Annotated in this window: 23 protein-coding genes, 1 pseudogene and 1 riboswitch; of the genes and pseudogenes, 8 read left to right on the top strand and 16 right to left on the bottom strand. The window is 73.8% G+C overall.

Translation table 11 applies throughout. From position 1 onward, the window contains the following. Positions 1–11: 11 nt before the first annotated feature. Both MICAU_RS23550 and MICAU_RS23545 read right to left on the bottom strand, forming a co-directional pair. Positions 12–686, bottom strand: a complete 675-nt coding sequence (locus MICAU_RS23550; protein ID WP_013287851.1) for a BON domain-containing protein — start codon at positions 684–686, stop codon at positions 12–14. A 160-nt stretch (positions 687–846) separates the two neighbouring features. Then, positions 847–1,251 (bottom strand): hypothetical protein, encoded by a 405-nt coding sequence (locus MICAU_RS23545; protein ID WP_013287850.1) that lies wholly within the window; start codon positions 1,249–1,251, stop codon positions 847–849. A 418-nt stretch (positions 1,252–1,669) separates the two neighbouring features. Between MICAU_RS23545 and MICAU_RS23540 the strand changes: the two genes are divergently transcribed. Both MICAU_RS23540 and MICAU_RS23535 read left to right on the top strand, forming a co-directional pair. Beyond that, positions 1,670–2,029: an STAS domain-containing protein gene (locus tag MICAU_RS23540; protein WP_013287849.1), complete on the top strand. Its 360-nt coding sequence runs from the start codon at positions 1,670–1,672 to the stop codon at positions 2,027–2,029. Positions 2,030–2,132: 103 nt separating this feature from the next. Next, positions 2,133–2,585, top strand: a complete 453-nt coding sequence (locus tag MICAU_RS23535) for an SRPBCC family protein (RefSeq protein WP_013287848.1) — start codon at positions 2,133–2,135, stop codon at positions 2,583–2,585. A 25-nt stretch (positions 2,586–2,610) separates the two neighbouring features. Here MICAU_RS23535 and MICAU_RS23530 read toward each other — a convergent pair whose 3' ends face one another. The 4 genes from MICAU_RS23530 to MICAU_RS23515 all read right to left on the bottom strand — a co-directional run bounded on the left by MICAU_RS23530 (position 2,611) and on the right by MICAU_RS23515 (position 8,135). Further along, positions 2,611–3,684 (bottom strand): coiled-coil domain-containing protein, encoded by a 1,074-nt coding sequence (locus tag MICAU_RS23530; RefSeq protein WP_013287847.1) that lies wholly within the window; start codon positions 3,682–3,684, stop codon positions 2,611–2,613. Between the two features lie 4 nt (positions 3,685–3,688). Then, a riboswitch (cyclic di-AMP (ydaO/yuaA leader) is annotated at positions 3,689–3,819 on the bottom strand. 144 nt (positions 3,820–3,963) lie between these two features. Then, positions 3,964–4,878 carry a cation diffusion facilitator family transporter gene (locus MICAU_RS23525; protein WP_013287846.1) on the bottom strand — a complete coding sequence of 305 codons (915 nt, stop codon included), beginning with the start codon at positions 4,876–4,878 and terminating at the stop codon, positions 3,964–3,966. 104 nt (positions 4,879–4,982) lie between these two features. Next, positions 4,983–7,097, bottom strand: coding sequence for a HelD family protein (locus MICAU_RS23520; protein ID WP_013287845.1), 2,115 nt, complete (start codon positions 7,095–7,097; stop codon positions 4,983–4,985). A 123-nt stretch (positions 7,098–7,220) separates the two neighbouring features. Then, the gene (locus MICAU_RS23515; protein ID WP_013287844.1) at positions 7,221–8,135 is read right to left on the bottom strand and encodes an alpha/beta fold hydrolase; all 915 of its coding nucleotides are present in this window, start codon (positions 8,133–8,135) and stop codon (positions 7,221–7,223) included. 148 nt (positions 8,136–8,283) lie between these two features. On the opposite strand from MICAU_RS23515, the gene MICAU_RS23510 reads away from it, so the two are divergent. Continuing rightward, complete coding sequence (locus MICAU_RS23510) at positions 8,284–8,907, top strand: carbonic anhydrase (RefSeq protein ID WP_013287843.1); 624 nt, start codon at positions 8,284–8,286, stop codon at positions 8,905–8,907. Positions 8,908–8,944: 37 nt separating this feature from the next. On the opposite strand, the gene MICAU_RS23505 is transcribed toward MICAU_RS23510, so the two are convergent. Next, entirely contained in the window at positions 8,945–9,274 is a 330-nt protein-coding gene (locus MICAU_RS23505) for a hypothetical protein (RefSeq protein WP_013287842.1), read from the bottom strand. Positions 9,275–9,601: 327 nt separating this feature from the next. On the opposite strand from MICAU_RS23505, the gene MICAU_RS23500 reads away from it, so the two are divergent. From MICAU_RS23500 to MICAU_RS23490, 3 genes and pseudogenes are all read left to right on the top strand, one after another. After that, on the top strand, positions 9,602–10,093 hold the full coding sequence (locus MICAU_RS23500) for a DUF3145 domain-containing protein (protein WP_013287841.1): 492 nt from the start codon (positions 9,602–9,604) through the stop codon (positions 10,091–10,093). Between the two features lie 24 nt (positions 10,094–10,117). Further along, positions 10,118–11,852, top strand: a pseudogene (locus MICAU_RS23495) (glycoside hydrolase family 3 protein). A 71-nt stretch (positions 11,853–11,923) separates the two neighbouring features. Then, entirely contained in the window at positions 11,924–12,145 is a 222-nt protein-coding gene (locus tag MICAU_RS23490; protein WP_013287840.1) for a hypothetical protein, read from the top strand. A gap of 101 nt (positions 12,146–12,246) precedes the next feature. Here MICAU_RS23490 and fabF read toward each other — a convergent pair whose 3' ends face one another. The 5 genes from fabF to MICAU_RS23465 all read right to left on the bottom strand — a co-directional run bounded on the left by fabF (position 12,247) and on the right by MICAU_RS23465 (position 17,285). Next, positions 12,247–13,473, bottom strand: a complete 1,227-nt coding sequence (gene fabF / locus MICAU_RS23485) for a beta-ketoacyl-ACP synthase II (RefSeq protein WP_013287839.1) — start codon at positions 13,471–13,473, stop codon at positions 12,247–12,249. A 2-nt stretch (positions 13,474–13,475) separates the two neighbouring features. Continuing rightward, a complete protein-coding gene (locus MICAU_RS23480; RefSeq protein ID WP_007072348.1) occupies positions 13,476–13,715 on the bottom strand; it encodes an acyl carrier protein in 240 nt (79 codons plus the stop codon). An 83-nt stretch (positions 13,716–13,798) separates the two neighbouring features. Further along, positions 13,799–14,743 (bottom strand): beta-ketoacyl-ACP synthase III, encoded by a 945-nt coding sequence (locus tag MICAU_RS23475; RefSeq protein ID WP_013287838.1) that lies wholly within the window; start codon positions 14,741–14,743, stop codon positions 13,799–13,801. Continuing rightward, positions 14,744–15,913, bottom strand: coding sequence for an acyltransferase domain-containing protein (locus tag MICAU_RS23470; protein WP_013287837.1), 1,170 nt, complete (start codon positions 15,911–15,913; stop codon positions 14,744–14,746). Between the two features lie 97 nt (positions 15,914–16,010). After that, positions 16,011–17,285 (bottom strand): PucR family transcriptional regulator, encoded by a 1,275-nt coding sequence (locus MICAU_RS23465; protein ID WP_280512920.1) that lies wholly within the window; start codon positions 17,283–17,285, stop codon positions 16,011–16,013. 105 nt (positions 17,286–17,390) lie between these two features. Between MICAU_RS23465 and MICAU_RS23460 the strand changes: the two genes are divergently transcribed. Beyond that, on the top strand, positions 17,391–17,720 hold the full coding sequence (locus MICAU_RS23460) for a hypothetical protein (protein ID WP_013287835.1): 330 nt from the start codon (positions 17,391–17,393) through the stop codon (positions 17,718–17,720). Positions 17,721–17,756: 36 nt separating this feature from the next. Here the strand turns inward: MICAU_RS23460 and MICAU_RS23455 are convergent, their stop codons facing one another. Further along, positions 17,757–18,419 (bottom strand): hypothetical protein, encoded by a 663-nt coding sequence (locus tag MICAU_RS23455; RefSeq protein WP_013287834.1) that lies wholly within the window; start codon positions 18,417–18,419, stop codon positions 17,757–17,759. A 192-nt stretch (positions 18,420–18,611) separates the two neighbouring features. On the opposite strand from MICAU_RS23455, the gene MICAU_RS23450 reads away from it, so the two are divergent. Beyond that, the gene (locus MICAU_RS23450) at positions 18,612–19,214 is read left to right on the top strand and encodes a copper resistance CopC family protein (RefSeq protein WP_013287833.1); all 603 of its coding nucleotides are present in this window, start codon (positions 18,612–18,614) and stop codon (positions 19,212–19,214) included. Positions 19,215–19,383: 169 nt separating this feature from the next. Here the strand turns inward: MICAU_RS23450 and gltX are convergent, their stop codons facing one another. The 3 genes from gltX to MICAU_RS23435 are packed head-to-tail and all read right to left on the bottom strand — an operon-like array spanning position 19,384 to position 23,430. After that, on the bottom strand, positions 19,384–20,793 hold the full coding sequence (gltX, locus tag MICAU_RS23445) for a glutamate--tRNA ligase (RefSeq protein ID WP_030271635.1): 1,410 nt from the start codon (positions 20,791–20,793) through the stop codon (positions 19,384–19,386). Between the two features lie 49 nt (positions 20,794–20,842). Then, a complete protein-coding gene (locus MICAU_RS23440) occupies positions 20,843–22,120 on the bottom strand; it encodes an MFS transporter (protein ID WP_013287831.1) in 1,278 nt (425 codons plus the stop codon). Next, entirely contained in the window at positions 22,117–23,430 is a 1,314-nt protein-coding gene (locus MICAU_RS23435) for a GH1 family beta-glucosidase (RefSeq protein WP_041799091.1), read from the bottom strand. The genes MICAU_RS23440 and MICAU_RS23435 overlap by 4 nt, the downstream gene beginning before the upstream one ends. Positions 23,431–23,497 lie beyond the last annotated feature (67 nt).

Below are 23,497 nucleotides of genomic sequence, written 5' to 3'. Positions count from 1 at the left end.
GGTGGTTCCGGTCAGCGCACGACGAGGTGGTTGTGCACCTCCCGGATGCCGGGGGCGTTCCACACCACCCGCTCGATCTCTTCGCGCTCGCCGGCCGAGTGGACCTGCCCGTCCAGCAGCACCGTGTCGCCGTGCACCCGTACGTCGACCTCCTCGGCCTCGGTGGCGCGGTTGCGGGCCAGCGCGTCCACGATCCGCTCGGCCAGGTCGCGGCCGTCGGCGTGCACCGCGGGGCGCACGGCGATCCCGTTGCTCACCCCGCGTACGCCGGTGAGCCGGGCGACCGACCGTTCGGCGGCCCGCCGCTGGTACTCCCACTCGACCTCGCCGTGCAGCGTGACCCAGCCGTCGGCCACGGTCACCTGCAACGCCTCGATCGGTACGAACGCGTCCCACTCCAGCGCCCGTACGGCCGCGACGGCGATCTCCGGGTCATCCCGTCCGGCCCCGGTGTCGATCCGGACGGCGAGGTCGTTGGCGACCGCGCGGACCCGGGCGACCCGGTGCGCGGCCCGTTCGGCGGCCCACTTCTTGGCGTAGCTGTCCACCCGGCCGGTGAGCGTCACCACGCCCTCGGTGACGGTCACCCCGATCTCGTCCGGGCCGACCCGCGGCTCCCAGGTCAGCTCGTCGAGCACGGCGGACTGGATGTCCCGGTCGGTACGCGTGATCGTGTCGGTGGCCATCCGGCTCCCCCTCCCGTCGATCGCGGCGCGGGCACGTGGTCCCGCACCCGCGATCCTGCGCGCGCCCCGGGTGAGCGGGCCTCACCCGGGGCGGGTGAGGCAGCACGACGGCCGCTCCCGGGAGTCCCGGGGGCGGCCGTCGTCGTGTCGTACGGGCGGGTCAGCCGTCCAGGCCGGCCGGCGAGTTCGGCCGGTCCACGTCCACGAACTCGATCTCGTCCGCGGCCCGGTCCCGGCTGCCGGCGGCGCGCGCCGCGGTGCCGGCGGCCCAGCCGATCGCCGCGCCCGCCAGCGCCGCCGCGATCAGCAGCGTCCAGGGCAGGGCGGGCCGGCGGCCGGCGAGCGCGTCGAAGGCGAGGGACGCCCGGCGGCGTGCCTCGTCGGCGGCGGAGCCGACCAGGTCGGTGGCGTCGTCGGCCAGGCCGGAGGAGCTGCGGCGGGCGGTCCGGGTGGCGTCGCGCACGCTGTCACCGGCGGAACCGGCGGCGGAGAGCAGGTTCTGCCACGCCTGGTCGGCGACCCGCTCGGCCTTGCCCCGGCGGTCCAGCAGGTTGGATCCGAACATCGTTCTACCTCCTCGGGTGCCGAAGGCCGGCGGCCACTTCGGACTCCGGTGTCCATCCGGCGGGTTCACTGTCTCGGGCAGTGCCCCACCGGGGCGCGTGGCAAACCACGCCGTGGTTCCCGGCCGTGAGCAGCGAACGGGACGAACCACCCGAACGCGCCGGGACCGGTGCCCACGGGACGTGCGTGCGCCCGCTACCCTGGTCGGCGGATCGGCGGGCCCGCCCGGTCGCACGGTTGGCCGCGACCCGCCATACAGGGGAAACTGGAACCCGGAGGTCCGGATTGGGTACGCCCAGGTGTGCCCAGTTCGCGAATTGCTCATCCCGGGGGGTGGCGACCGGGCCGTTGGAGGAATACTCTCGGTCGCGGCCCGCGTACTGATGAGGCGCCCGTCATGGGCGAGTGGAGGTGCTCGCGTGAGCCTGTCGATCGTGAAGTCGGTGCGGCCGGGTGGTGTCGTCCAGATCGCGCCCCGTGGGGAGATCGACGTCGACACCGCGTACGAGGTGCGGGAAGCGATCGCCGAAGTGCTCGCCAAGGGCCGTCCCTCGCGAATCGAGCTGAACATGCGGCTCGTCACGTTCATCGACTCGGTCGGCATCAGCGCCATGGTCGCCGGCTTCCAGACCTGCGAGGTCAGCGGCGTCAAGCTCGTGGTCACCGAGCCGAGCCGGTTCGTGCACCGGCAGCTCTGGGTGACCGGCCTGCTCGGCCTGTTCGGCGCGCCCGAGCCGTGGTTCGCCGACGACACCCCCGAGGTGCTGCCCGGCGCCTGAGCGCGCCGTTCACACCCCCTGCAGCCAGGGGACTTTCTACCCGTTGCCAGTCCGGCGTCGGTACGGGACGATCGTCGCGACGCACGACGGCGAGGGGGCCCGCTTGCAGAGCAGCGACAGCTTCAGCTACACCGTGCAGGCCCGGTGCACCCGGGCCGAAGCGGTGGCGCTACTGGGTGACCTGAGTCGCCAGGGCGAGCTGCATCCGCTGATCGTCCGGGTCCGGAAGCTGCCGGCCCGGCCGGGCGCGCTGGCCAGCTACGCGATCACCGACCGGCTGCAACTCGGCCCGCTGCACTTCCCGGTCACGTACCAGGCGGACGTGCTGATCGCCGGCGAGGACGAGGTCGTCACAGTGGCGCGTCAGCAGCCCGCGACGACGGTCCGCAACCACACCCGGCTGCGCGACGAGCCGGACGGCACGGTACGCATCGACGTGGAGATCACGCTCACCGCTCCGGCGCCACTGTTCGGGTACGCGTTCCGCCAGGCCCGGGCGGCTCACCTGGGCCTGGCGGCTCGTCTCGGAGCGACCCTGGAGGGCCGGCCGGCCTGATCCGGCCGGCCCTCTCGGGGCGCGCTCAGTACACCGACAGGTGCACGTGGTTGGTGTGGTCGCTGGACGGGTCGCCGTTGCCGCCGCTGTACGACTTCCACCCGCTGCTGGGCAGCCAGATCTGCTTGAACCAGATCACGTAGAGCACGGCGAGCGGGTCGGCGTTGCGCACGAAGTACGCGGCCAGGTTGTTGCCGTACGTCCGGTCACCGCCGGTGGCCACGCCGCCGAAGCCGTTCTTCTGCGCGGCGAAGTCGCAGGCCCGCCCCTTCGGGTGCTCACCAGAGCCGCTGGGCCGGTGGCACGAGACGTACCGGGTGAAGCCCGCCGCCTTGGCCTGTTGCAGCGCGTGCAGCGTGCGCGGGGTGATGCAGCCGTTCGCCGGGGTCGGGTCGTTGACGCTGCACGACTCCGACGGCCAGGAGCCGTCCGAGTTGCGCGGTGCCGGCTTCGCGTTCTTGCTGGAGGTGCCCTGGACGCTGCCACCGCCGCTGCTGCTGCGCGAGGCCCGGTCGTTCGCCACCTCCAGGGCGCGCTCGGCCTGCTCCTTGCGCTTGGCCATCACCGTCACCTGCTTGCGCTGCTCGCGGATCTCTCCGTCGAGCTGGGCGCGGGTGCGGGTGGCCTCGTCCCGGGTGGTGATCAGGTCGCGCAGCGTACGGTCCTCGTGCGCGGCGACCTGCTCCAGCGCGGCGGCCCGGTCCATGAAGCCCTCCGGGCTGCTGCTGCCGAGCAGCGCCCCGGCGGTCCCCAGACGGCCGTTGCGGTACGCCACGGCGGCGATCTCGCCGACCTTGGCGTCGCGTACGGCCAGCTCGGCGCCGACCGTCTTGAGTTGTTCGTTCAGCTGCTTCTGGCGGCTCACCGACCGGTTCAGCGCGGCTTTCGCCTCCAGCCAGCCCTTGCTGGCCGCGTCGAGCTGGGCACGCAGTTCGGGCGTGCCACCCTCGTCGTCGCCGGGCGCTGCGGCGAGCAGGCCGGTCACCGGCGCCGCCGAGGCGGGGGAGACCGGAACGGTCGCGACGCCGAGGGTCAGCGTCGCGACGAGCAGGGCCGCCAACCGGGCGGCCGTCCGTCGTACAGGTGCCACTGGGGGCATTCACACGTCCTTCCGTCAACGCCGACCGGGTTAGCTGACGGGTTCGGGACGGAAGATCCCTACCGCTGACGCGGATGCACCCCACGTACGTGGTTCCCCGGCTCGTCCCTGCGGACGATTAGGCGACGGCCGCCCCACCGGGGCCGGGTGGCGCCCGCGGGTGCGGCCGCGACCGAGACTACCGGCGCTGCCCGGGCACGGCTCCGTGGAGCAGTGCCACTAGGCGGGGCAAAACCGGCATAAGACTACATTAGCCACAGTGATTTAAGTGTGTCCTAATCACCACTCGGTCTGTCCGCACACTCCGGCGGACGCTCCGGGTTCGACCTGCAACGTGGCGTGATCGATGGAGAAGTCCTCGTGCAGGGCGGCCCGCGCGGCGGCCAGCACCACGCCCGGGTCCACGCCCGGATCGGTGGTCAGGTGCGCCGAGGCCACCTCCATGCCCGAGGTGAGCGTCCAGACGTGCAGGTCGTGCACCTCGGCCACGCCCGGTACGGCGGCCAGCCGGTCGTGCACGGCGGTGACCTGCAGGTGCTCCGGCGCGGCCTGCACCAGGATGCGCAGCGCGGCCCGGCCGAGCCGCCAGGTGCGCGGCAGGATGAACAGGCCGATGCCGACGGCGACCAGCGGGTCCGCCCACCACCAGTCGGTCGCCGCGATGACCAGCGCGGCGGCGATCACGCCGAGCGAGCCGAGCAGGTCGCCGAGCACCTCCAGGTACGCCCCGCGCAGGTTGATGCTCTCCTTCGACCCGGCGCGCAGCAGCGCGAACGCGACGATGTTGGCGAGCAGGCCGAGCACCGCCACCACGAGCATCGGGCCGGCCAGCACCTCCGGCGGCTCGCCGAACCGGCGTACCGCCTCGACCAGGACGTAGATGGCGACGGCGCCGAGCAGCACGGCGTTGGCGAGGGCGGCGAGCACCTCCAGCCGGTAGAGCCCGAACGTGCGCTGCGGGTCGGTGCCGGCGCGGCGGGTCGCGGTGATCGCGGCGAGGGCCATGCCGATGCCGAGGACGTCGGTGAACATGTGCCCGGCGTCGGAGAGCAGCGCCAGCGAGCCGGTCGTGAAGGCGGCCACCGCCTCGACCACCATCAGGGCGGCGAGCAGCGCGAAGGCGGCCCAGAGGCGGCCCCGGTGGCGGTGCGCCGCGTTGGTCACCGCGCCGCTGTGGTCATGACCTGCGCCCACGCCAACACCCTTCCTGCCCCGTACCGGCCAGGCCCAATGTATGTTCACATCGCTATGTATGCAACTGAACGATGGGTGACAGCCGGGTCACGGTCGGGTGTCCGTCAGGAGGGGTCGAGCGTGGTGAGACGCTGGGTGGCCCGGGACAGCGCCACGTAGAGCGTGCGGACACCCGAGCCGGGGTCGGCCCGGATCTCGCTCGGCGCCACCAGCACCACGCCGTCGTACTCCATGCCCTTGGCCTGGAGGCTGGTCACCACCTGGAGGCGGCCCGGGCCGAGCCCGCCCAGCCAGCCGGCCACCTCGTCCCGGCGCGGCACCGGCGTGATCACGCCGACGGTGCCCTCCACCTGCGCGAGCAGCGCCTCGGCCGCCTCGACGGTGGCCGCCGGCAGGTCGGCGGCGGGCACCGTGCGCTCGACCGGCGGCACGCCGGTGGACCGCACCGCGTCGGGCAGCGGCAGGTCCGGGTAGAGCCGGCGGATCTCCGCCGCCGCCACCGCGAAGATCTCCGCCGAGTTGCGGTAGTTGGTGGTCAGCTCGTAGCGGTGCCGCTTGCGCCGGCCCAGCGCCTGGTCCCGGGCCCGGTCCAGCTCCTGCGGGTCGCCGGTCCAGGCGGTCTGCGCCGGGTCGCCGACCACCGTCCAGGACGCCAGCCGCCCGCGCCGGCCGACCATCCGCCACTGCATCGGCGAGACGTCCTGCGACTCGTCCACCACCACGTGCGCGTAGTCGCGGTAGTCGTCCGGACGCTCCCGCGCCGCCGCGCGGGCGGCGCGCTGCCGATCGGCGTACGTGCTCAGCTCGCGCACGCCACCGGCGAGCTGGTACGGGTCGCGCTTGGGGCGGGCCCGCCGCACCGGCTTGCCGAGCAGCGCGTCCAGCTCGTCCAGCAGCGCGATGTCGGCCACCGTCAGCCCTTCGGTCGCGAGGCTCCGGTACGCGTCGCCGAGCAGCCGGATCTCCGCCGAGGAGAGGATCCCACCGGCGTAGCGGCGCAGCCGGTCCGGGCGGGCCAGCCAGTCCAGCACGTGCCTCGGGTGCAGCCGGGGCCACCAGGCCTTGAGGAACTCGCGGAACTCCGGCCGCTCGATGATCTCGTCCTCGAACGCGGGCTGCTCCGGCAGCCGGCCCACCCGCAGCGTGCGGGCCTGCGTGTAGAGCGCGGCGAGCACCGCGTCGAACGCCGCCCGGCGTACCTCGTTGCGGCGCGCCCCACGGGCCAGCGTCCGGTCCCGGATCGCGTCCAGCGCGGGGCGTTCCAGGCGCAGCAGCTCGCCCCGGTAGAGCAGGCGCAGCTCGGCGGGGGAGTCCGGCACCGCGTCGCGTACCGCGCGTTCCAGCACCCGGCGCATCCGCAGCGACCCCTTCACCGCCGCCACGTCCGGCGGGTCGGTCCGGGACGCGGACAGGCCGGGGAACAGCGAGCCCAGCGAGTGCAGCGTGGCGGTCTCCTCGCCCAGCGACGGCAGCACCGAGGCGATGTACTCGACGAACACACCGGACGGGCCGACCACCAGGATGCCGCCGCCGGCGTACCGGGCCCGGTCGGAGTAGAGCAGGTACGCGGCCCGGTGCAGCGCCACCGCCGTCTTCCCGGTACCGGGGCCGCCGGAGACGATCGTGACGCCGTTGCCGGGGGAACGGATCGCCTCGTCCTGCTCGCGCTGGATGGTGGCGACGATGTCGCGCATGCCCCGGCCGGTGGCCCGGGACAGCGTGGCAAGCAGCGCCCCGTCACCGACCACCGCCATGTCCGGCGGCGCGGCCTCCGGGTCCAGCAGGTCGTCCTCGATCCGGGTGACCTTCTCGGACGCGGACTGGATCGTGCGCCGGCGCACCACACCGCGCGGCTCGGCGGGCGTGGCCTGGTAGAACGCGGCGGCGGCGGGTGCCCGCCAGTCCACCACCAGCGTCTCCGCGTCCACGCCCCGCACGCCGAGACGGCCGACGTGCAGCACCTGCCCGGTACGCAGGTCCAGCCGGCCGAACACCAGCCCCTCGTGCTCGGCGTCCAGCACGTGCCGGCGCTGGGCGGCGTGGAAGACCATCGCGTCCCGCTCGACCAGCGCACCGAAGTTGCCGACCCGGGCCAGCCGGTAGCCCTCCCGCTCGGCGTCGGCCGCCGACCGGCGCAGTTCGGCCAGCCGGGCGTACACCCGGTCGAGGTGGCGCTGCTCGGCGGCGATCTCCCGGTCCAGCGTGGTCTGGTCGGTCAACGCGGATGCTCCTGTGTTCGGAGGGCACGACGGGCTGAATGAGGGTACGGGCCGCCGGCAACCGGCACGCCGGGGCATGCCGCGCACGTGGCGTACGTCAGTGCCGCTCGCGAGCGGAGACGCTCAGAGGCGGGTCGCCGGGCGGCCGGCCAGCACCCGGTCCAGCACGCCGGCGAGGGCGGCGTTCACCTCGTCGGGGCGCTCCATCATGAGCATGTGCCCGGCACCCGGGCAGACGGTCAGCTCCGTGGTGGGCAGCGCCGCCGCGATCGACTCGGCGCAGGGCGGCGGGGTGAGCCGGTCCCGGTCCCCGACCAGCGCGGCGGCCGGCAGCCCGCCGAGCGCGGCGAGCGTCTCCAGCCGGTGCTGGGCGCCGATCGAGGCGCGGAAACCGCCGATCGAGCGCAGCGTGGCCCGGGCCACCGCTGAGGTGACCAGCCGGATGTCGGCCGGGTCGCAGCGGTCGCCGAACAGCATCCAGCGGATGCTCGGGCGCAGCGCGCGCAGCAGCGCGTGCGGGGGCCGCCAGCCGCCGCAGCGGGCCAGCACCCCGGCGCCTGTGGTCTCGGCCAGGCGGATCAGCCGGGTGATCCGGGGGGAGAGGCCGTACGCGGTGTGCGTGTGCCCCTCGGCGGTGGTGGAGACGAAGACCAGCCCGGCGGTACGCGCGGCGAACCGGCCGGGGTGCCGGTGGGCGTACTCCATCACCGTCATCCCGCCCATCGAGTGCCCGACCAGGACGATCGGACCGGACGGGACGATCTCGTCGATCACCGCCGCCAGGTCGTCACCGAGCTGCGCGAGGGTGGCGTCGCGCAGCGCCAGGCAGCTCGACCGGCCGTGGCCGCGCGCGTCGTACGTGACCAGGCGGACCCGGCCGCCGAAGCGTTCCCGCAGCTCGGCGACCTGACGGTGCCAGCTGCGCCCGTCCAGCGTCCAGCCGTGCAGCAGGACGGCGGTCACCGCGGCGTCGACCGGCCCGGTGACGCTGACGTGCAGGCGTACGTCGTCGGGGAGCCGCAGTTCCAGGTCCGGCATCGTCCACCTCCCGGGCCCGCCGATGTATGTCCACCGGATGACCCGGCGGTGACACCGGCGTTACCCGCCATGAGACCACGGCAACCGGCCCGGAGAGAAGATTCCCGTCCGGCCCCACGAGGTCGGATCGGTGACCAGGCTGGGAGGCATGCCGTCCACCAGCCCGCGCGCCGCGCTGGCCGAGCTGCTCTCCGGCAACCGCCGTTTCGTCAGCGGGCAGCCGGTGCACGGGCACGACGTCACCGCCGCCGCGGCGGTGGCCTCCGGCGACCAGCAGCCGTACGCGGTGGTGCTGGGCTGTATCGACTCCCGGGTGCCGTTGGAGGCGATCTTCGACCAGACATTCGGTTCGATCTGCGTGATCCGTACCGGCGGGCACGTGCTGGACCGGGCCGTCCGGGGCTCGATCGAGTACGTGGTGGAGCAACTCGGCGTACGCCTGGTGATGGTGCTGGGCCACGAGCGCTGCGGCGCGGTCGGCTCGACCGTCGAGGCGCTGCGCACCGGACGCCGGCCCGGCGGGGACCTGGCGTACGTGGTGGACCGGATCGCCCCGGCGGTCACCGACGTCGGGGTGGACGACCCGGACGCGCATCCGCTGGCGATCCGCCGCCACGTCCGGCGCACGGTGGCGGCGTTGCGCCGCGACGAACGGCTGGCCGGGCCGGTGGACGCGGGTGAGCTGGCAGTGGAGGGCGCGCTCTACGACCTGGCCACGGGCGAGGTGACGCTGCTGCCGCAGGAGCAGACGCGAAACCGCCCGCCGGGGTGATCCCGGCGGGCGGTCGCGGCGGTGCGGGTGAGGGCGCTCAGCCCTCGAAGACGCCGGCCTCGACGAGGCGCTTCTCGGTGGCGTCCCAGCCGTGGTCCGGGTAGGACGCGGCCAGGCCGTTGATCTCGGCGCGGATCTTGGCGGCGTGGCCGGCGGCGGCCAGCACGCGGATCTCCTCGACGAAGGCGTCGGAGTCGGTGCGCAGGTGCGCGGTCTTGCCGTTGGTCAGGTTGCGCACGTAGGCGTGCTTGCCGCCGTTGAGCGGGATCAGGTACTTGAACTCGCCCAGCACGCTGAGGGCGCCACCCTGGCCAGCCTGGCCGGCCCGGACGGACGCGCGCGCGGTCTTAGAGGTGTTGCTCGCCACGGAGGTACTCCTTGCAGACGTACGGTGGGGACGGAAGCCGTCCGGGGGCTGTATGCGGATGACGCCCGGGTGGGCGCCGGCCCGCGAAGATGTACGGCGGCACAGAACCGCCCAGAGAACTGTACACGACCACGACACCTGGCTGGTCGTCGCGGCGTCAGAGGGCACAACCAGGTCCACCACCCGGGTATTTCCCGCTCCGGGGGCCGGCGAATTTTCCGATTCGCTGGCGCACCACCAGTCACACGGGTCATCATGTGTGCCAGGTACCACTCGGTAGGACGAGGTCGTAGGGGAAGACGCACCTCGGCTCATCGGGAGGTCACCGTGCCAACGCGTGGCGTCGTATACGTCCACTCGACCCCGCTCGCCGTGTGCTCGCACGTCGAGTGGGCGATCGCGCGCGTCCTCGCCGCGCCGGTCAACCTGCACTGGACGGCGCAGCCCGCCGATCCGGGCGCCCGTCGCGCCGAGTGCGGCTGGACCGGCAGCCCGGGGACCGGCGCGGAGTTGGCCGCTGCCCTCCGGCAGTGGCCCATGATCCGTTTTGAGGTCACCGAGGAACCCAGTCCCGGCGTCGACGGCGAGCGCTTCATGTACGTACCGGGCCGCGGCCTGTTCCGCGCCGCTGTCGGCGCGGCCGGCGACATCCAGCTCGGCGAGGACCGGCTCCGCAGCCTGATGGCCGCCGCACGCAGCCCGGAGGCGCTGGCCCACGCCCTGGACAAGGCGCTCGGCACCGCCTGGGACGCCGAACTGGAGCCCTACCGGTACGCCGGGGACGGTGCGCCGGTGACGCTGCTCACCCGGGTCGGGTGACGGCGGCCGAGTTGCCCCGATACGGTGGGCCGCGTGTCGATTTCCCCGCGGCGCTCCGCCGTCGCGCTCGCCGCACTGACCGCGCTGCTCGTCTCCGGGTGCTCGGACGGGCCGGACCGGCCCCGACCTGCCCCGACGAGCCCGGCGCCGTCGTCCGCAGCGCCCGCGCCGAGTGACCCGCCGGCCGCCGATCCAGCCGCCCGCGCGGCCGCGCTCGTCGGCACGCTGAGCGACGAGGACCTGGTCGGGCAGGTGCTGATGCCGTACGCGTACGGCAGCTCGGCCACCGAGGTGTCGGCCGGGTCGGCCGCCGGGAACCGGGCGCTGGCAGGGGTCGACACCCCCGCCGAGATGGTGGCGAAGTACCGGCTCGGCGGGCTGATCCTGGTCGGCTTCAGCGCCGACGACCCGACCTCGGGCAACCAGGCCCACCACGAACGTGGACAACCCCAAGCAGGTCCGTGCGCTCACCGACGGACTGCGCGCCGCCGCCGGCAAGCTGCCCGCGGGTGCCGCGCCCTTCCTGATCGGCACCGACCAGGAGTACGGCGTGGTCACCCGGATCACCGACGGGGTGACGCTGCTGCCCAGCCCGCTCGCCGCCGGCGCCGCCGGGAACCCGGCGCTGACCGAGGCCGCCTGGCGGGCCGCCGGGGCAGAGCTGGCCGCCATGGGCGTCAACCTCGACTTCGCGCCGGTCGCCGACGTGCTGGCGACCCGCAGCGCGGTGATCGGCTCCCGGTCCTTCGGCGCCGACCCGGCGACCGCGTCCCCCCAGGTGGCGGGTGCGGTACGCGGCCTGCAGGCCGAGGGCGTCGGTGCCGCGGTCAAGCACTTCCCCGGGCACGGCCTGAGCGCCGAGGACTCGCACACCGAACTGCCGGTGATCAAGCAGTCCCGCGCCGAGCTGGACCGCCTCGCGTTCCCGCCGTTCCGGGCCGGCATCGGCGCCGGGGCCATGGCGGTGATGTCGGCCCACCTGGACGTCAAGGCAGTCGACCCGGGCACCCCTGCCACGTTCTCCCGCAAGCTGCTCACCGACGTGCTGCGCGGCCAGCTCGGCTTCCAGGGCGTGGTGATCACCGACGGGATGAACATGGCCCCGGCGAAGAAGTGGTCGCCGGGCGAGGCCGCCGTACGCGCGCTCAACGCCGGCAACGACCTCATCCTGATGACCCCGAACGTCACCCAGGCGTACGACGGGCTGCGCGCCGCGCTCAAGGACGGCTCGCTGCCCCGCGCCCGCCTGGTCGAGGCGGTCACCCGGGTGCTGACCATGAAGTTCCGGCTGGCCGGGCGGGACACCCCGGCGCTGTCCACGCTCGACGGCGCAGCCCACCGCAAGGCCGCCGACGACCTGGCCACCGCCGCCGTGACTGTGCTGCGCGGCAAGTGCGGCGGGGCGGTGACCGGCCCGGTGAGCGTGACCTCCTCCGGCGGCCGGGAGCGCACCCGCAAGCTGCTGACCGAGGCGCTCACCGCGGCCGGGGTCAAGGTGGTGCCCTCCGGCGGCACGGTGGTGCACCTGGTCGGTTACGGCGACGGCGCGAAGGACCTGAGCGCCGGCGCCGCCGTGACGGTGGCGATGGACACGCCGTACGTGCTGTCCGGGGCGAAGTCCCCGACGCTGATGGCGACCTACTCGTCCACCCGGGCCTCGATGACCGGGCTCGCCGCGGTGCTCGCCGGCAAGGCCCGCCCGGCCGGCCGCTCCCCGGTGCCGGTCTCCGGCCTGCCGGCCACCACCTGCCGCACCTGACCCGGCCGCCCGCCCGGATCGCGCCGAAACCCGGATGCGTCAGGGCGGCCCCGGCTGGCAGGGTGGCGCCCATGGGAGAGGCAGCACAGGGTTTCCGCTACGTCGAGCGCGCCGACGGCACGGTGGTCATCACGCATCACGGCCGGGTCGCCGGCACGCTGCGCGGCGGCCGGGCCGCGCAGTTCCTGGCCGAGGTCGGCGACGACCCGCAGCTGGCCATGGCCCGGTGGACCGGCAACTACCGGCGCGGCAACGAGCGGACCGCCCGGCAGCACCCCCGCAACCGCGGCTGAGGTGTAAGGAAGGGCCCCCTCTTAACGCCTGCGGTAGAGGAAGGGCCCCTTCTTAACAGTTACTGTTAAGAAGGGGCCCTTCCTTACCTCAGGGCGGAACCTCAGGGGCGGGTGAAGACCAGCGCCACGTTGTGCCCGCCGAAGCCGAACGCGTTGTTCAGCGCCGCCGGGATCTCCATGTGACGTGCCTTGTGCGCCGCGACGTCCAGCGTCAGGCCCTCGTCCGGGTCGTCCAGGTTGATCGTCGGCGGGATCACGCCGTCCCGGATGGCCAGGATGGTGGCGATCGACTCCAGCGCGCCGGCCGCACCGAGCAGGTGCCCGGTCATCGACTTCGTGGCGGTGAGCACCGGGTGGTCGCCGACCGCCTGACGCAGCGCGCCGATCTCCAGCATGTCCCCGACCGGGGTGGAGGTGGCGTGCGCGTTGACGTGCACGATGTCGGTACGGGCCACGTCCGCGTCGGCGATCGCCCGGGCGATGGCCCGGATGGCGCCCTCACCCTCGGCGTGCGGCTGCACGATGTCGTACGCGTCCGAGGTGATCCCCGCGCCGGCCAGGCGCGCGTACACCCGGGCGCCCCGGGCGGCGGCGTGGTCGGCGCGCTCCAGGATCACCACGCCCGCGCCCTCACCGAGCACGAAGCCGTCGCGACCCGAGTCCCACGGCCGGGAGGCCCGCTCCGGCTCGTCGTTGCGGGTCGACATGGCCCGCATCGAGCTGAAGCCGGCGATCGGCAGCGGGTGGATGACCGCCTCGGTGCCGCCGGCCACCACCACGTCGGCCCGGCCGGCGCGGATGATGTCCAGCCCCAGCGCGATCGCCTCCGCGCCGGTCGCGCAGGCGCTGGCCACGGTGTGCACCCCGGCCTTGGCGCCCAGCTCCAGACCGACCCAGGCGGCCGGGCCGTTCGGCATCAGCATCGGGATGGTGTGCGGGGAGACCCGCCGCGGTCCGGACGCCTCCAGGATGTCGTCCTGGGCGAGCAGGGTGGTGGCGCCGCCGATGCCCGAGCCGACGCTCACCGCCAGGCGCTCCGGGTCCGGCCCGGCCTCGTCCAGACCGGCGTCTGCCCACGCCTGCTTGGCGGCGATGATGGCGATCGCCTCCGAGCGGTCCAGCCGGCGCAGCTTCACCCGGTCCAGCACCTCGGACGGGTCGACCGCCAGTTCGGCGGCGATCCGGACGGGCAGTTGCGCGGCCCACTCCTGGGTGAGCGCACCCACCCCGGAGCGGCCGGCGAGCATGGCGTCCCAGGTCGACGCGACGTCCCCGCCGAGCGGGGTCGTCGCGCCGAGCCCGGTGACGACGACGTCGGGACGACTCATGATCAGGACTGCGCCTCGATGTAGCTGACCGCGTCCCCGACGGTCTTGAGGTTCTGCACCTCGTTGTCCGGGATCTTGACGCCGAACTTCTCCTCGGCCGCCACCACGACCTCGACCATGGAGAGCGAGTCGACGTCGAGGTCGTCGGTGAAGGACTTCCCCTCGGCCACGTCGTCCGGGTTCACCCCGGCAACCTCTTCGAGGATCTCGGCGAGGCCGGCGGTGATCTCGTCACGGGTCATTGCGGTTGGTTCCTCTCATCGGGGGTTACCGGTGACCGGCGTCGCCGGTCACACACCTCGGCGCGTTCGCGCCCGAGGGGGTCTCAGGGGCAGCGCACGACCTGACCGGCGTAGGTCAGGCCGCCGCCGAAACCGAACAGCAGCACCGGGGCGCCCGAGGGCACCTCCCGCCGCTCGACCAGCTTCGACAGGGCCAGCGGGATGCTCGCCGCCGACGTGTTGCCGGACTCGACGATGTCCTTGGCGATGATCGCGTCCGGGATGTTCAGCCGCTTGGCGATGCCGTCGATGATCCGGGCGTTGGCCTGGTGCGGCACGAACGCGGCCAGCTCCGACGGGTCCACCCCGGCGCGCTCGCACGCCTGGAGCGCGAGCGGGGCCAGCGCGGTGGTGGCCCACCGGAACACCGACTGCCCCTCCTGGGTGATGTACGGCTGCCAGCCCTCGATCCGGACCGCGTCGCTCTTCTCCGGCGCGGAGCCCCAGACCACCGGCCCGATCCCGGCCGGCTCGTCGTCGGCGGTCGCGCTGACCACCGCCGCCCCGGCGCCGTCGGCGAAGATGATGCAGGTCGAGCGGTCGGTCCAGTCGGTGAAGTCGGAGAGCTTCTCCGCGCCGATGACGATCGCGTTGCGCGCCGCGCCAGCCCGGATCGCGTGGTCCACGGTGCCCAGCGCGTACGCGAAACCGGAGCAGGCGGTGTTGAGGTCGTACGCCCCGGGCGCGTTGATGCCCAGCTTGGCCGCGACCCGGCAGGCCACGTTGGGGCTGCGGTCCACGGACGTGCAGGTCGCCACCACGACCAGGTCGATGTCGGCGGCGGTCAGCCCGGCGTTGGCGAGCGCCTTGCCGGCGGCGGCGGTGGCCATGTCGGCCACCGTCTCGTCGCCCGCGATCCGCCGGGTGACGATGCCGACCCGGTCCCGGATCCACTCGTCGTTGGTGTCGACCATCTGGGCGATCTCGTCGTTCGTGACGACGCGGGAGGGCTGGTAGTGCCCCATCGCGACGATCCGGCTGCCGGCCATTTAGTGCGTTCCTCCGATACGGACGAGGGGCTGGCCCGGTGCGACCGGGTCGTCGTGGTGTGCGAGCCACTCGACGAGCGGCCCGTTGTCGTGCGCGGTCACCTCGACCGGCCCCCGGCCCGTGGTGACGTGGCCGAGGACCTGTCCGGCGCGTACCCCGGCACCCTCGGCCGGTCCGGCCGACAGGTCGAGGCGGCCGGCGGCGGGGGAGACGACCACCCGGAACGACGGCGCGGTCGGCCGGGCGGCGGGACCGGCATGCCGGGCGATCAGGCGGCGCGCGGCGGGCAGGTCGGCCGGCGTGTTCAGGGTGACGATCTCGGGCGCGCCCTCGCCCTTGAGCTCCCGCTTGACCAGCCCGGCCAGGGTGCCGGCCGGCGGCAGCTCGATCACGCCGGTGACGCCGAGGTCGGCCAGCGTACGCGTGCACAGGTCCCAGCGGACCGGAGCGGTCACCTGCCGGACGAGCCGGCGTACCGTCTCGGGGCCGTGCCCGACCGGTGCGCCGTCGAGGTTGGACAGCAGGATCCGGGCCGGGGCGGAGGCCGGGACACCGGCGGCGACCGCGGCGAGCGCGGTCTCGGCCGGCGCCATGTACGGCGTGTGGAACGCGCCCGCCACCTGGAGCCGGATGACCCGGGTGCGGGTCGGCGGCTCGGCGGCGAGCCTGTCCAGCGCGTCGACAGCGCCGGCGGCCACGATCTGACCGGCGCCGTTGCGGTTGGCCGGGTGCAGCCCGTGCGCCGTCAGCGCGGCGAGCACCTCGTCCGGGTCGCCGCCGAGCACGGCGGCCATCCCGGTCGGCTCCAGCGCGCAGGCGGCGGCCATCTCCCGCCCGCGTACGCCGGCGAGCGTCACGGCGGCCTCGGCCGGCAGCACCCCGGCCAGCGCGGCGGCGCCCAGCTCGCCGACGCTGTGCCCGGCGACCAGCCCGACGTCGTGCATGGGCAGGTGCTCGGCGGCGAGCAGCGCGGCGGCGACCAGCAGCGGCTGGGTACGGGCGGTGTCCTTGATCTCGTCCGCGTCCGCCCGGGTGCCCAGGTGGATCAGGTCCACCCCGGCCAGCGCCGACCACCAGCGCAGACGCGCCTCGGCGCCGGGGAGGTCGAGCCACGGCGCGAGGAAGCCGGGCTTCTGCGAACCCTGTCCGGGAGAGAGTACGGCGAGCACGTGTACGACTCTGACGGATACCGGCGTGCCGCGCTGTAACGTACGGCACCAAACCGCACTAGAACCTTTAGAGGAATCCTACAAAGATTGTCGGCGATCATCGCCGGTCGGAGGCCGTCGGCACCACCGGGTCGAGGCGTCCCACTGTCAGCGCGACCTGCAACGCGAACGCGTCGCGCGGGGCCAGCGGCGAGAATCCGGTCACCTCGGCGATCCGCTTCAGCCGGTAGCGCACGGTGTTCGGGTGCACGAACAGCGCCCGGGCCGCGCTCTCCAGCGTGCCGCCGGCGGCGAAGAACGCGTCGAGCGTCTCCAGCAGCTCGCCGCCGGAGCGGGCCAGTGCCGCGTACACGTCGTGGCGCAACCGGCGGCGGGCCTCGGTGTCACCGGCCAGCGCGCGTTCCGGAAGCAGCTCGTCGGCGGCGACCGGGCACGGCGCGGTCGGCCAGGCCGGCGCGGCCCGGAACCCGGCCAGCGCGGCCCGCGCCGACTCGGTGGCCTCGTCCAGGCTGGGCACCGCCGGCCCGACCACCACCGGCCCCTCACCGAAGGCGGTACGCAGCTTCTCCGTGGCCGCCACCGGATCGGCAGCCCCGCCCAGCACGATGACCAGGCGGTCGCCGTGCACGCCGCCGATCACCTCGACGCCGATTCGCCGGGCCTGCCGGTAGACGGTGTGCAGCACGGCTGCCACCTCGCCGCCGGGGGAGCGGCCCACCGCCACCGCCACCGGCGGCGCGTCCGTCCAGCCCAGCGCGGCGGCGCGGCTGGCCAGCACGTCCGGGGAGTCGCCGCGCAGCAGCGCGTCGACCAGAAGCGCCTGCAACCGGGCGTCCCAGGAGCCGCGGCTCTCGGCGGCCCGGGCGTAGACCCGCGCGGCGGCGAACGCGATCTCCCGGGAGAAGCGCAGCACCGCCTCCCGCAGCGACTGCTCCTCGCCCGGTACGGCCAGCTCCGACACCTGCTCCTCGACCACGTCGATGGTCACCTTGATCAGCGCCACGGTCTGCTGGAGGCTGATCGAGCGGGCCAGCGCCTGCGGTGCGGCGGCGAAGACCTCGTCCGACACCTCCTGGGTGCGGTCGGTCGCGCCGCCGCCCTGGCGCAGCCACAGCACCAGCGAGCGCACGCCGGCCTGGGCGACGAGCATGACCCAGGAGCGCTGGTCGGCGGGCAGCTCACGGAACCACGGCAGCGTCTCGTCCATCCGCGCCACGCTGGCGGTGGCCAGGCCGCCCGCCGCCCGCTCGATGCGACGCAGCGTCGCCGACGTCTCCGTTCCGCCCGGTTCGCTCACCGCACCAGCCTGACACGGCGTGACCAGCGGATCCACTTCGAGGTGACGCCCTCGCCGCGGCGTGACGATCTCCACCGGTACGCGCTGACGATCTCGTCCGGCCGGGCCAGTACGGTGTCAGGGCACGCCGGGCCAGACTCCGGCCGGGCGGGCGAGGGCGACGCGTGAGGGGGGCCGGGGATGGCGCAGGGGGAGGCCGAGCACGGTTGCGCCCAGGGTGAGGCCTGCCGGCGGGGTCACGACCAGCCGGCGACTGCCACGCACCCGCGTCGGCCGTGCCTGAACCACCAGGGGGAGCAGTCGGCCGGCCGGGTGCCGGAGCGTGCCGAGGACGAGCCGGGCGTGCCCCGGCAGCGGGCGGCGGAGCCGGCGCACCTGGCCGACGACGAGCCGGCCGACCGGAGCTGCCGCAGCGACCTGTCGGGCTGGGCGGGAGCCCACCGTCACGGCGCGGTACGCCCGCGCAGCCGCACCACACGCCGGGAGCGCCCGCCGCGCCGCTGGTGCTGACGCGCCGCCTGCCGGGCTGACCGGGTGCGGCCGGGCTCAGCGGGTGCGGCGGCGGACCAGCAGCGCGATGCCGGCCAGCCCGGCGGTGATGACGAGCACGATGCCCACGTTGAGCAGCAGCAGCCGCTGGAGCTCGCCGAGCGCGGTGTCGATGTTCTGCACCGGGTCGAGTGCCTCCTCCGGAAGCACCCGCTCGCCGCCGCCGACGCCTCCGGCGAGCGTGTCGAACTGCGCCGGCATCGGCACGCCGACCGAGCGCAGCGTCTCGGGCATGTTGAGCCGCCCGAAGAACCAGCCGGCCCGGGTGCTGCTCAGGTCCGGCTGCTTGCCCGGCCGGTAGATCCGGGGACCGCCCTTGGCCAGCGGGAACAGGTCGTAGGTGCGCTGCGGGCCGGCGGCGGCGAGCACCACCACCGTGTACTTCGGACCGAGATCCTTCGCGGCCGGGCCGCGCAGCTGGCCGGTCGTGCCCAGCCACTTGACCTGGTCGATCACGAGGTTGACCTCGTTCGGGCTGGTGTCGGCGCGTAGTTTCAGCGGCGCGTCGAGCCGCTCGCCGCTGATGTCGACACCGGTCGGGGCCGGCTTCGGCTTGGGCGCCGCCTGGGCCGCCGCGGTGCCGGTCAGGGCCAGCGTGCACGCCAGGGCCGCCACGCTCCCGGTCACGGCGACCAGCAGCCGTTTCACCCTTCGGATCATCGCCGCCTCCTCGCCCCGTTCGATGGCTGGCTTCCGCTGCAGGTCACACTGGACCGGTGTCCACCACAAAGACTCCGCAGAACGGCGCTCGGTTGCAGCTGGTGGAAGAGTATTTGGAACTATCTGCGAGCTGAGACCGACCAATGAGCGGTCGATGATCATCGGCCGGATCCTACCCGGACGGAGGGAACCATGGGGGGCAGGGTCGCCCGTGTGGCGCGTACCTGGGCGGTGGTGCTCGGGGTGGTCGCGGCGTTCGCGCTGCTGCCGGCCGCGCCCGCCGCCGCGCACAACTCGCTGACCGGCAGTGATCCGCGCGACGGGGCCCGGCTGGCCGCCGCGCCGGAGCGGATCGAGCTGCGGTTCCTCGCCACGCCGAAGGAGGCGACGACCGAGGTAACAGTCACCGGCCCGGACAACGTGGCCGCTACCGGCGGCGCGCCGACGTTCTCCGGCAAGCGCGTGATCGTGCCGTTCCGGCCGGGCGCGGCTGGCCTCTACATCGTGACCTACCGGCTGGCCTCCGACGACGGCCACCCGATCAAGGGGGAGGTCCGGTTCACCCTGACCACCGGCACCCCGGCCGAGTCGCCGTCGGCGACGGTGCCGCCCACCAGCGCCGCCCCCGCCACTTCCGCCGCTCTGCCCACCAGCGCGGTGCCGAGCCCCACCCCGGCCGCCGCCGGGGCGGACGATGACGGGGGTACGGGCTGGCTGTGGGCGGCCGGCACGGTGGTGGTGCTCGCGGCGCTGGGCAGCGGGCTGCTGCTGCGCCGCCGGGCCACCCGCCGGTGATCGTGGCCAGTGCGCGGGACCACTCTGCGTGACACTGCTGGCGCAATGATCGCCGAAAACAGATATGCCTCTGAGTCATAATTATGACTCAGAGGCATATCGGCCAATAGAGGAACCGCTTTCTGGCCACGACACGCCCGAGCGTCGGGAACGGGCGCCGTGCCGCGGCTCAGACCAGGCGTACGCGTGCGGCGCGCAGCCGGGTCAGCGTACGGTCGCGGCCGAGCACCTCCAGCGACTCGAACAGCGGCAGGCCGACGGTGCGCCCGGTGACCGCGACGCGTACCGGCGCCTGCGCCTTGCCGAGCTTCAGCCCGCGCTCCGCGCCGACCGCCTCCAGCGTGGCCTTCAGCGACTCGGCGTCCCAGGACTCCAGCGCCTCGAACGCCACGATCGCCGCGTCCAGCAGGTCGGCGGCGCCCTCCTTCATCGCCTTGGCCCATGCCGCCTCGTCGATCAGCGGGTCGGCCAGGAACAGGAAGTCGACGTTCGGCACGATCTCGCTGAGCACCGCGATCCGGGTCTGCGCCAGCGGGGCCACCGCCGCGAACGCGGCCGGGTCGAACTCGTCGGGCTGCCACGGCGGCGGGGCGATGGTCTCGGTACCGGTGAGCCACGGCCGGCACGCCTCGACGAAGTCCTCCACCGGCAGCGCCCGGATGTAGTCGCCGTTGAACGCGCGCAGCTTCTTCTCGTCGAAGAACGCCGGGGACGGGTTCACCTCGTCCAGCCGGAACTCCTCCTCGATCACCGACCAGGGCACGATCTCCCGGTCGCCCGACGGCGCCCAGCCCAGCAGCATCAGGTAGTTGCGCATCGCGTCGGCGAGGTAGCCCTCGTCCCGGTACGCCTCCAGCGCGACCTTGTCCCGCCGCTTGGACAGCTTCTGCCGCTTCTCGTTCACCACCACCGGCACGTGCGCCCAGATCGGCGGCTTGACGCCGAGCGCGTCCCACAGCAGCTGCTGCTTCGGGGTGTTCGGCAGGTGCTCCTCGGCCCGGATCACGTGGGTGATGCCCATGCTCATGTCGTCGACCACGTTCGCCAGCAGGAACACCGGGGAGCCGTCGCCACGGGCGATGACGAAGTCCTCGATCAGCTTGTTCTCGAACGTCGGCTCGCCGCGGACCAGGTCGACCACCACTGTCTCGCCCTCGTCGGGCGTCCGGAAACGCAGTGCCCGTCCCTCGCCCGGCTCCAGGCCGCGGTCCCGGCAGAAGCCGTCGTAGCCGCGCTGCTGCGGGCCGGTACGCGCCTGCACGTCCTCGCGGGTGCAGTCGCAGTAGTAGGCCCGGCCGCCCTCGTACAGCCGCTGCGCGGCGGCCCGGTGCTCGCCCGCGTACGAGGACTGGAAGTACGGGCCCTCGTAGCTGCCCCGGGCGATGCCGATCCAGTCGAGCGCGGACAGGATGCCCTCGGTCCACTCGGGCCGGTTACGTGCCGCGTCGGTGTCCTCGATGCGCAGCACGAACACCCCGCCCTGCTGCTTGGCGAAGATCCAGTTCTGCAGCGCCGAACGGGCGCCGCCGACGTGGAACATACCGGTCGGGGAAGGGGCGAAGCGTACACGTACCGTCACGCCCCCCAGCCTACGGCGGACCGCGAGGGGTTTCCGGCAGGGGGCCGGGTCAGGGCACCGACTTGATCTTCACGACCAGGGCGCTGCCGAGCAGGGTGACCGCCGCGGTGACCGCGTACAGCGTCGGGTAGCCGCCGAGGTGCACGACGATCGGCGCGGACAGCGCCGGCCCGAGCACCTGCGGCGCCGAGTTGGCGATGTTGATCACGCCGAGGTCCTTGGCCCGGTCGGTCGCGGCGGGCAGCACCTGGGTGATCAGGGCTGCGTCCACCGACAGGTAGACGCCGTAGCCCGCGCCGAGCAGCAGCGCCGCGACGATCGCCATCGGCCAGGTGGGCGCCGCCGCCAGCAGCACCGCCGCCACCGCCATGATCAGCCCGGAGGTGATCACGAAGACCTTGCGCCGGCCGGAGCGGTCGGACATGCGCCCGGCGACCACCGCGGTGAGCATCATGCCCAGCGTGTAGAGCAGGATCAGCACCAGCAGGGAGCCCTCGGGGTCGGCCACCCGTACCCCGTCGGTGAGGAAGTAGAGCAGGTAGAGCGTGCCCAGCGCGTTGCCGGTCTGCACCAGGAACCGGGTGAACCACGCCCAGGCGAAGTCGGGGTGGCGGCGCGGGCTGATCCACATCGAGGCGAACAGCGAGCGCAGCCGCAGCGGTGAGCGGTGCTCCCGGGGCAGGTGGTCGTCCTGGGTCAGCAGCGCGAACGGCAGCGACAGCAGCAGCACGGCGAGCGCGATCGCCGCGTACCCGGCGGCGTTTCCGGTGACCACGGCGGTGACCAGCACCGCGCCGAGCACCAGACCCAGCGCCTGCGGGATGCCTACCCAGCCGGACACGCCGCCGCGCTGCGCCACCGGCACCCGGTCCGGGATCGCGGCGGTGAGGCTGGCCAGCATCGCGTTGAAGCAGACCTGCGCTGCGACCCAGGCCACCGCCACCCCGGCGATGGTGTTCTGCCGGGCCAGCAGCACCAGGGCGAGCGCGCCGATGACCGCGCCGAGCGCGGTCCAGACGTGGCGGCGGCCGAAGTGCCGGTTGGCCAGCCGCAGCGAGGTGCGGTCGGACAGCGCCCCGGCGAGCGGGTTCGCCAGCACCGCGGCGAGCGCGCCGATGCCGGTGACCACCGCCAGCATGGCCTCCTTGTCGGCCGGGGCGATCCGTTCCACCTGCTGCGGCAGCAGCACCTGGATCGGGGTGAAGAACGCCATCCAGACGCCCAGGTTGGCCGCGAAGATCAGCGCGATCCAGCTCCGCCGTACCGGGACGGTCGGCTCGGCGAGCGCCGCCGGCAGCGAGGCCGGCGTCGGGTTCACAGTGGTCACCGCCGGACCAGATCCCGGAACCAGGTGTACGACGACTTCGGCGTCCGCCGCTGGGTGTCGAAGTCGACATGCACCAGGCCGAACCGCTTGGTGAAGCCCTCGGCCCACTCCCAGTTGTCCAGCAGCGACCAGACGAAGTACCCGGTCACCGGCACGCCCCCGGCCATCGCCTCGCGCACCGCGCGGATGTGCCCGTCCAGGTACGCGATCCGCTCCGGGTCGTGCACCCGGCCGTCGGCGTCCGGCGCGTCGTCGTACGCGCAGCCGCTCTCGGTGACCTGGATCGGCGGCAGCGCGTCGCCGTACCGCTCGTGCAGGAGGAGCAGCAGCTCGCGCAGCCCGTCCGGGGCCACCGGCCAGTCGAACGCGGTACGCGGGTAGCCGTCCAGCGGCACGATCTCGAACGGCAGCGGCGAGCCCGCCTCCGGTGCCCGGATGCCGGTCGGGTTGTAGTAGTTGACGCCGAGGACGTCGATCGGGGCGGCGATCACGTCCAGGTCGCCGTCGCGTACCACTGCGGGGTCGGGGCCGAGCGCGTCCGGGTAGCCGCGTCCGAGCAGCGGATCGGTGAACAGGCGGTTGTGCAGCGCGTCGTACGCCGCGGCGGCGGCCCGGTCCGCGTCGGTGTCGCCGGCCAGGCGCACCGGGGAGTAGTTGTTGGCGATCGCCACCGGGGACGTGCTGCGGGCGCGCAGCGCGGCGACCGCGAGGCCGTGCCCGAGGAACTGGTGGTGGGCCACCGGGAAGGCGTCGAACAGCAGCGTGCGGCCCGGCGCGTGCTCGCCCATGCCGTGGCCGAGGCTCATGTGGATGAACGGCTCGTTGAGCGTGATCCAGAGCTTCACCCGGTCGCCGAGGCGGGCCGCGGTCAGGTCGGCGTACTCGGCGAAGCGGGCGGCGGTGTCCCGGTTGAGCCAGCCGCCGGCGTCCTCCAGCGCCTGCGGCAGGTCCCAGTGGAACAGCGTGGCGACCGGGTCCACACCGGCGGCGAGCAGTCCGTCCACCAGCCGGTCGTAGAAGTCCAGCCCGGCGGCGTTCGCCGGGCCGGTGCCGGCCGGCTGGATCCGGGGCCAGGCGATCGAGAACCGGTACGCGGACACCCCCAGCCCGGCCAGCAGCGCGGTGTCCTCGGCGTACCTGTGGTAGTGGTCGCACGCCTGGTCGCCGGTGCTGCCGTCGGCGATCCGGCCCGGGTCGTGGGCGAACGTGTCCCAGATGGACGGACCACGCCCGTCGACTGTGGTCGCACCCTCGATCTGGTACGCGGAGGTGGAGACCCCCCAGCGGAAGCCGGCGGGGAACTCGGGCATCGGCGCGGTCGTCAAGTCACCCTCCAGGAACGTGAAGCGTGCTCGCGACTCTAGGGCTCTGCGGACC

This window comes from Micromonospora aurantiaca ATCC 27029 (genome assembly GCF_000145235.1).
GTDB classification, from domain to species: domain Bacteria; phylum Actinomycetota; class Actinomycetes; order Mycobacteriales; family Micromonosporaceae; genus Micromonospora; species Micromonospora aurantiaca.
This window is presented reverse-complemented; position numbering and strand designations above follow the sequence as displayed.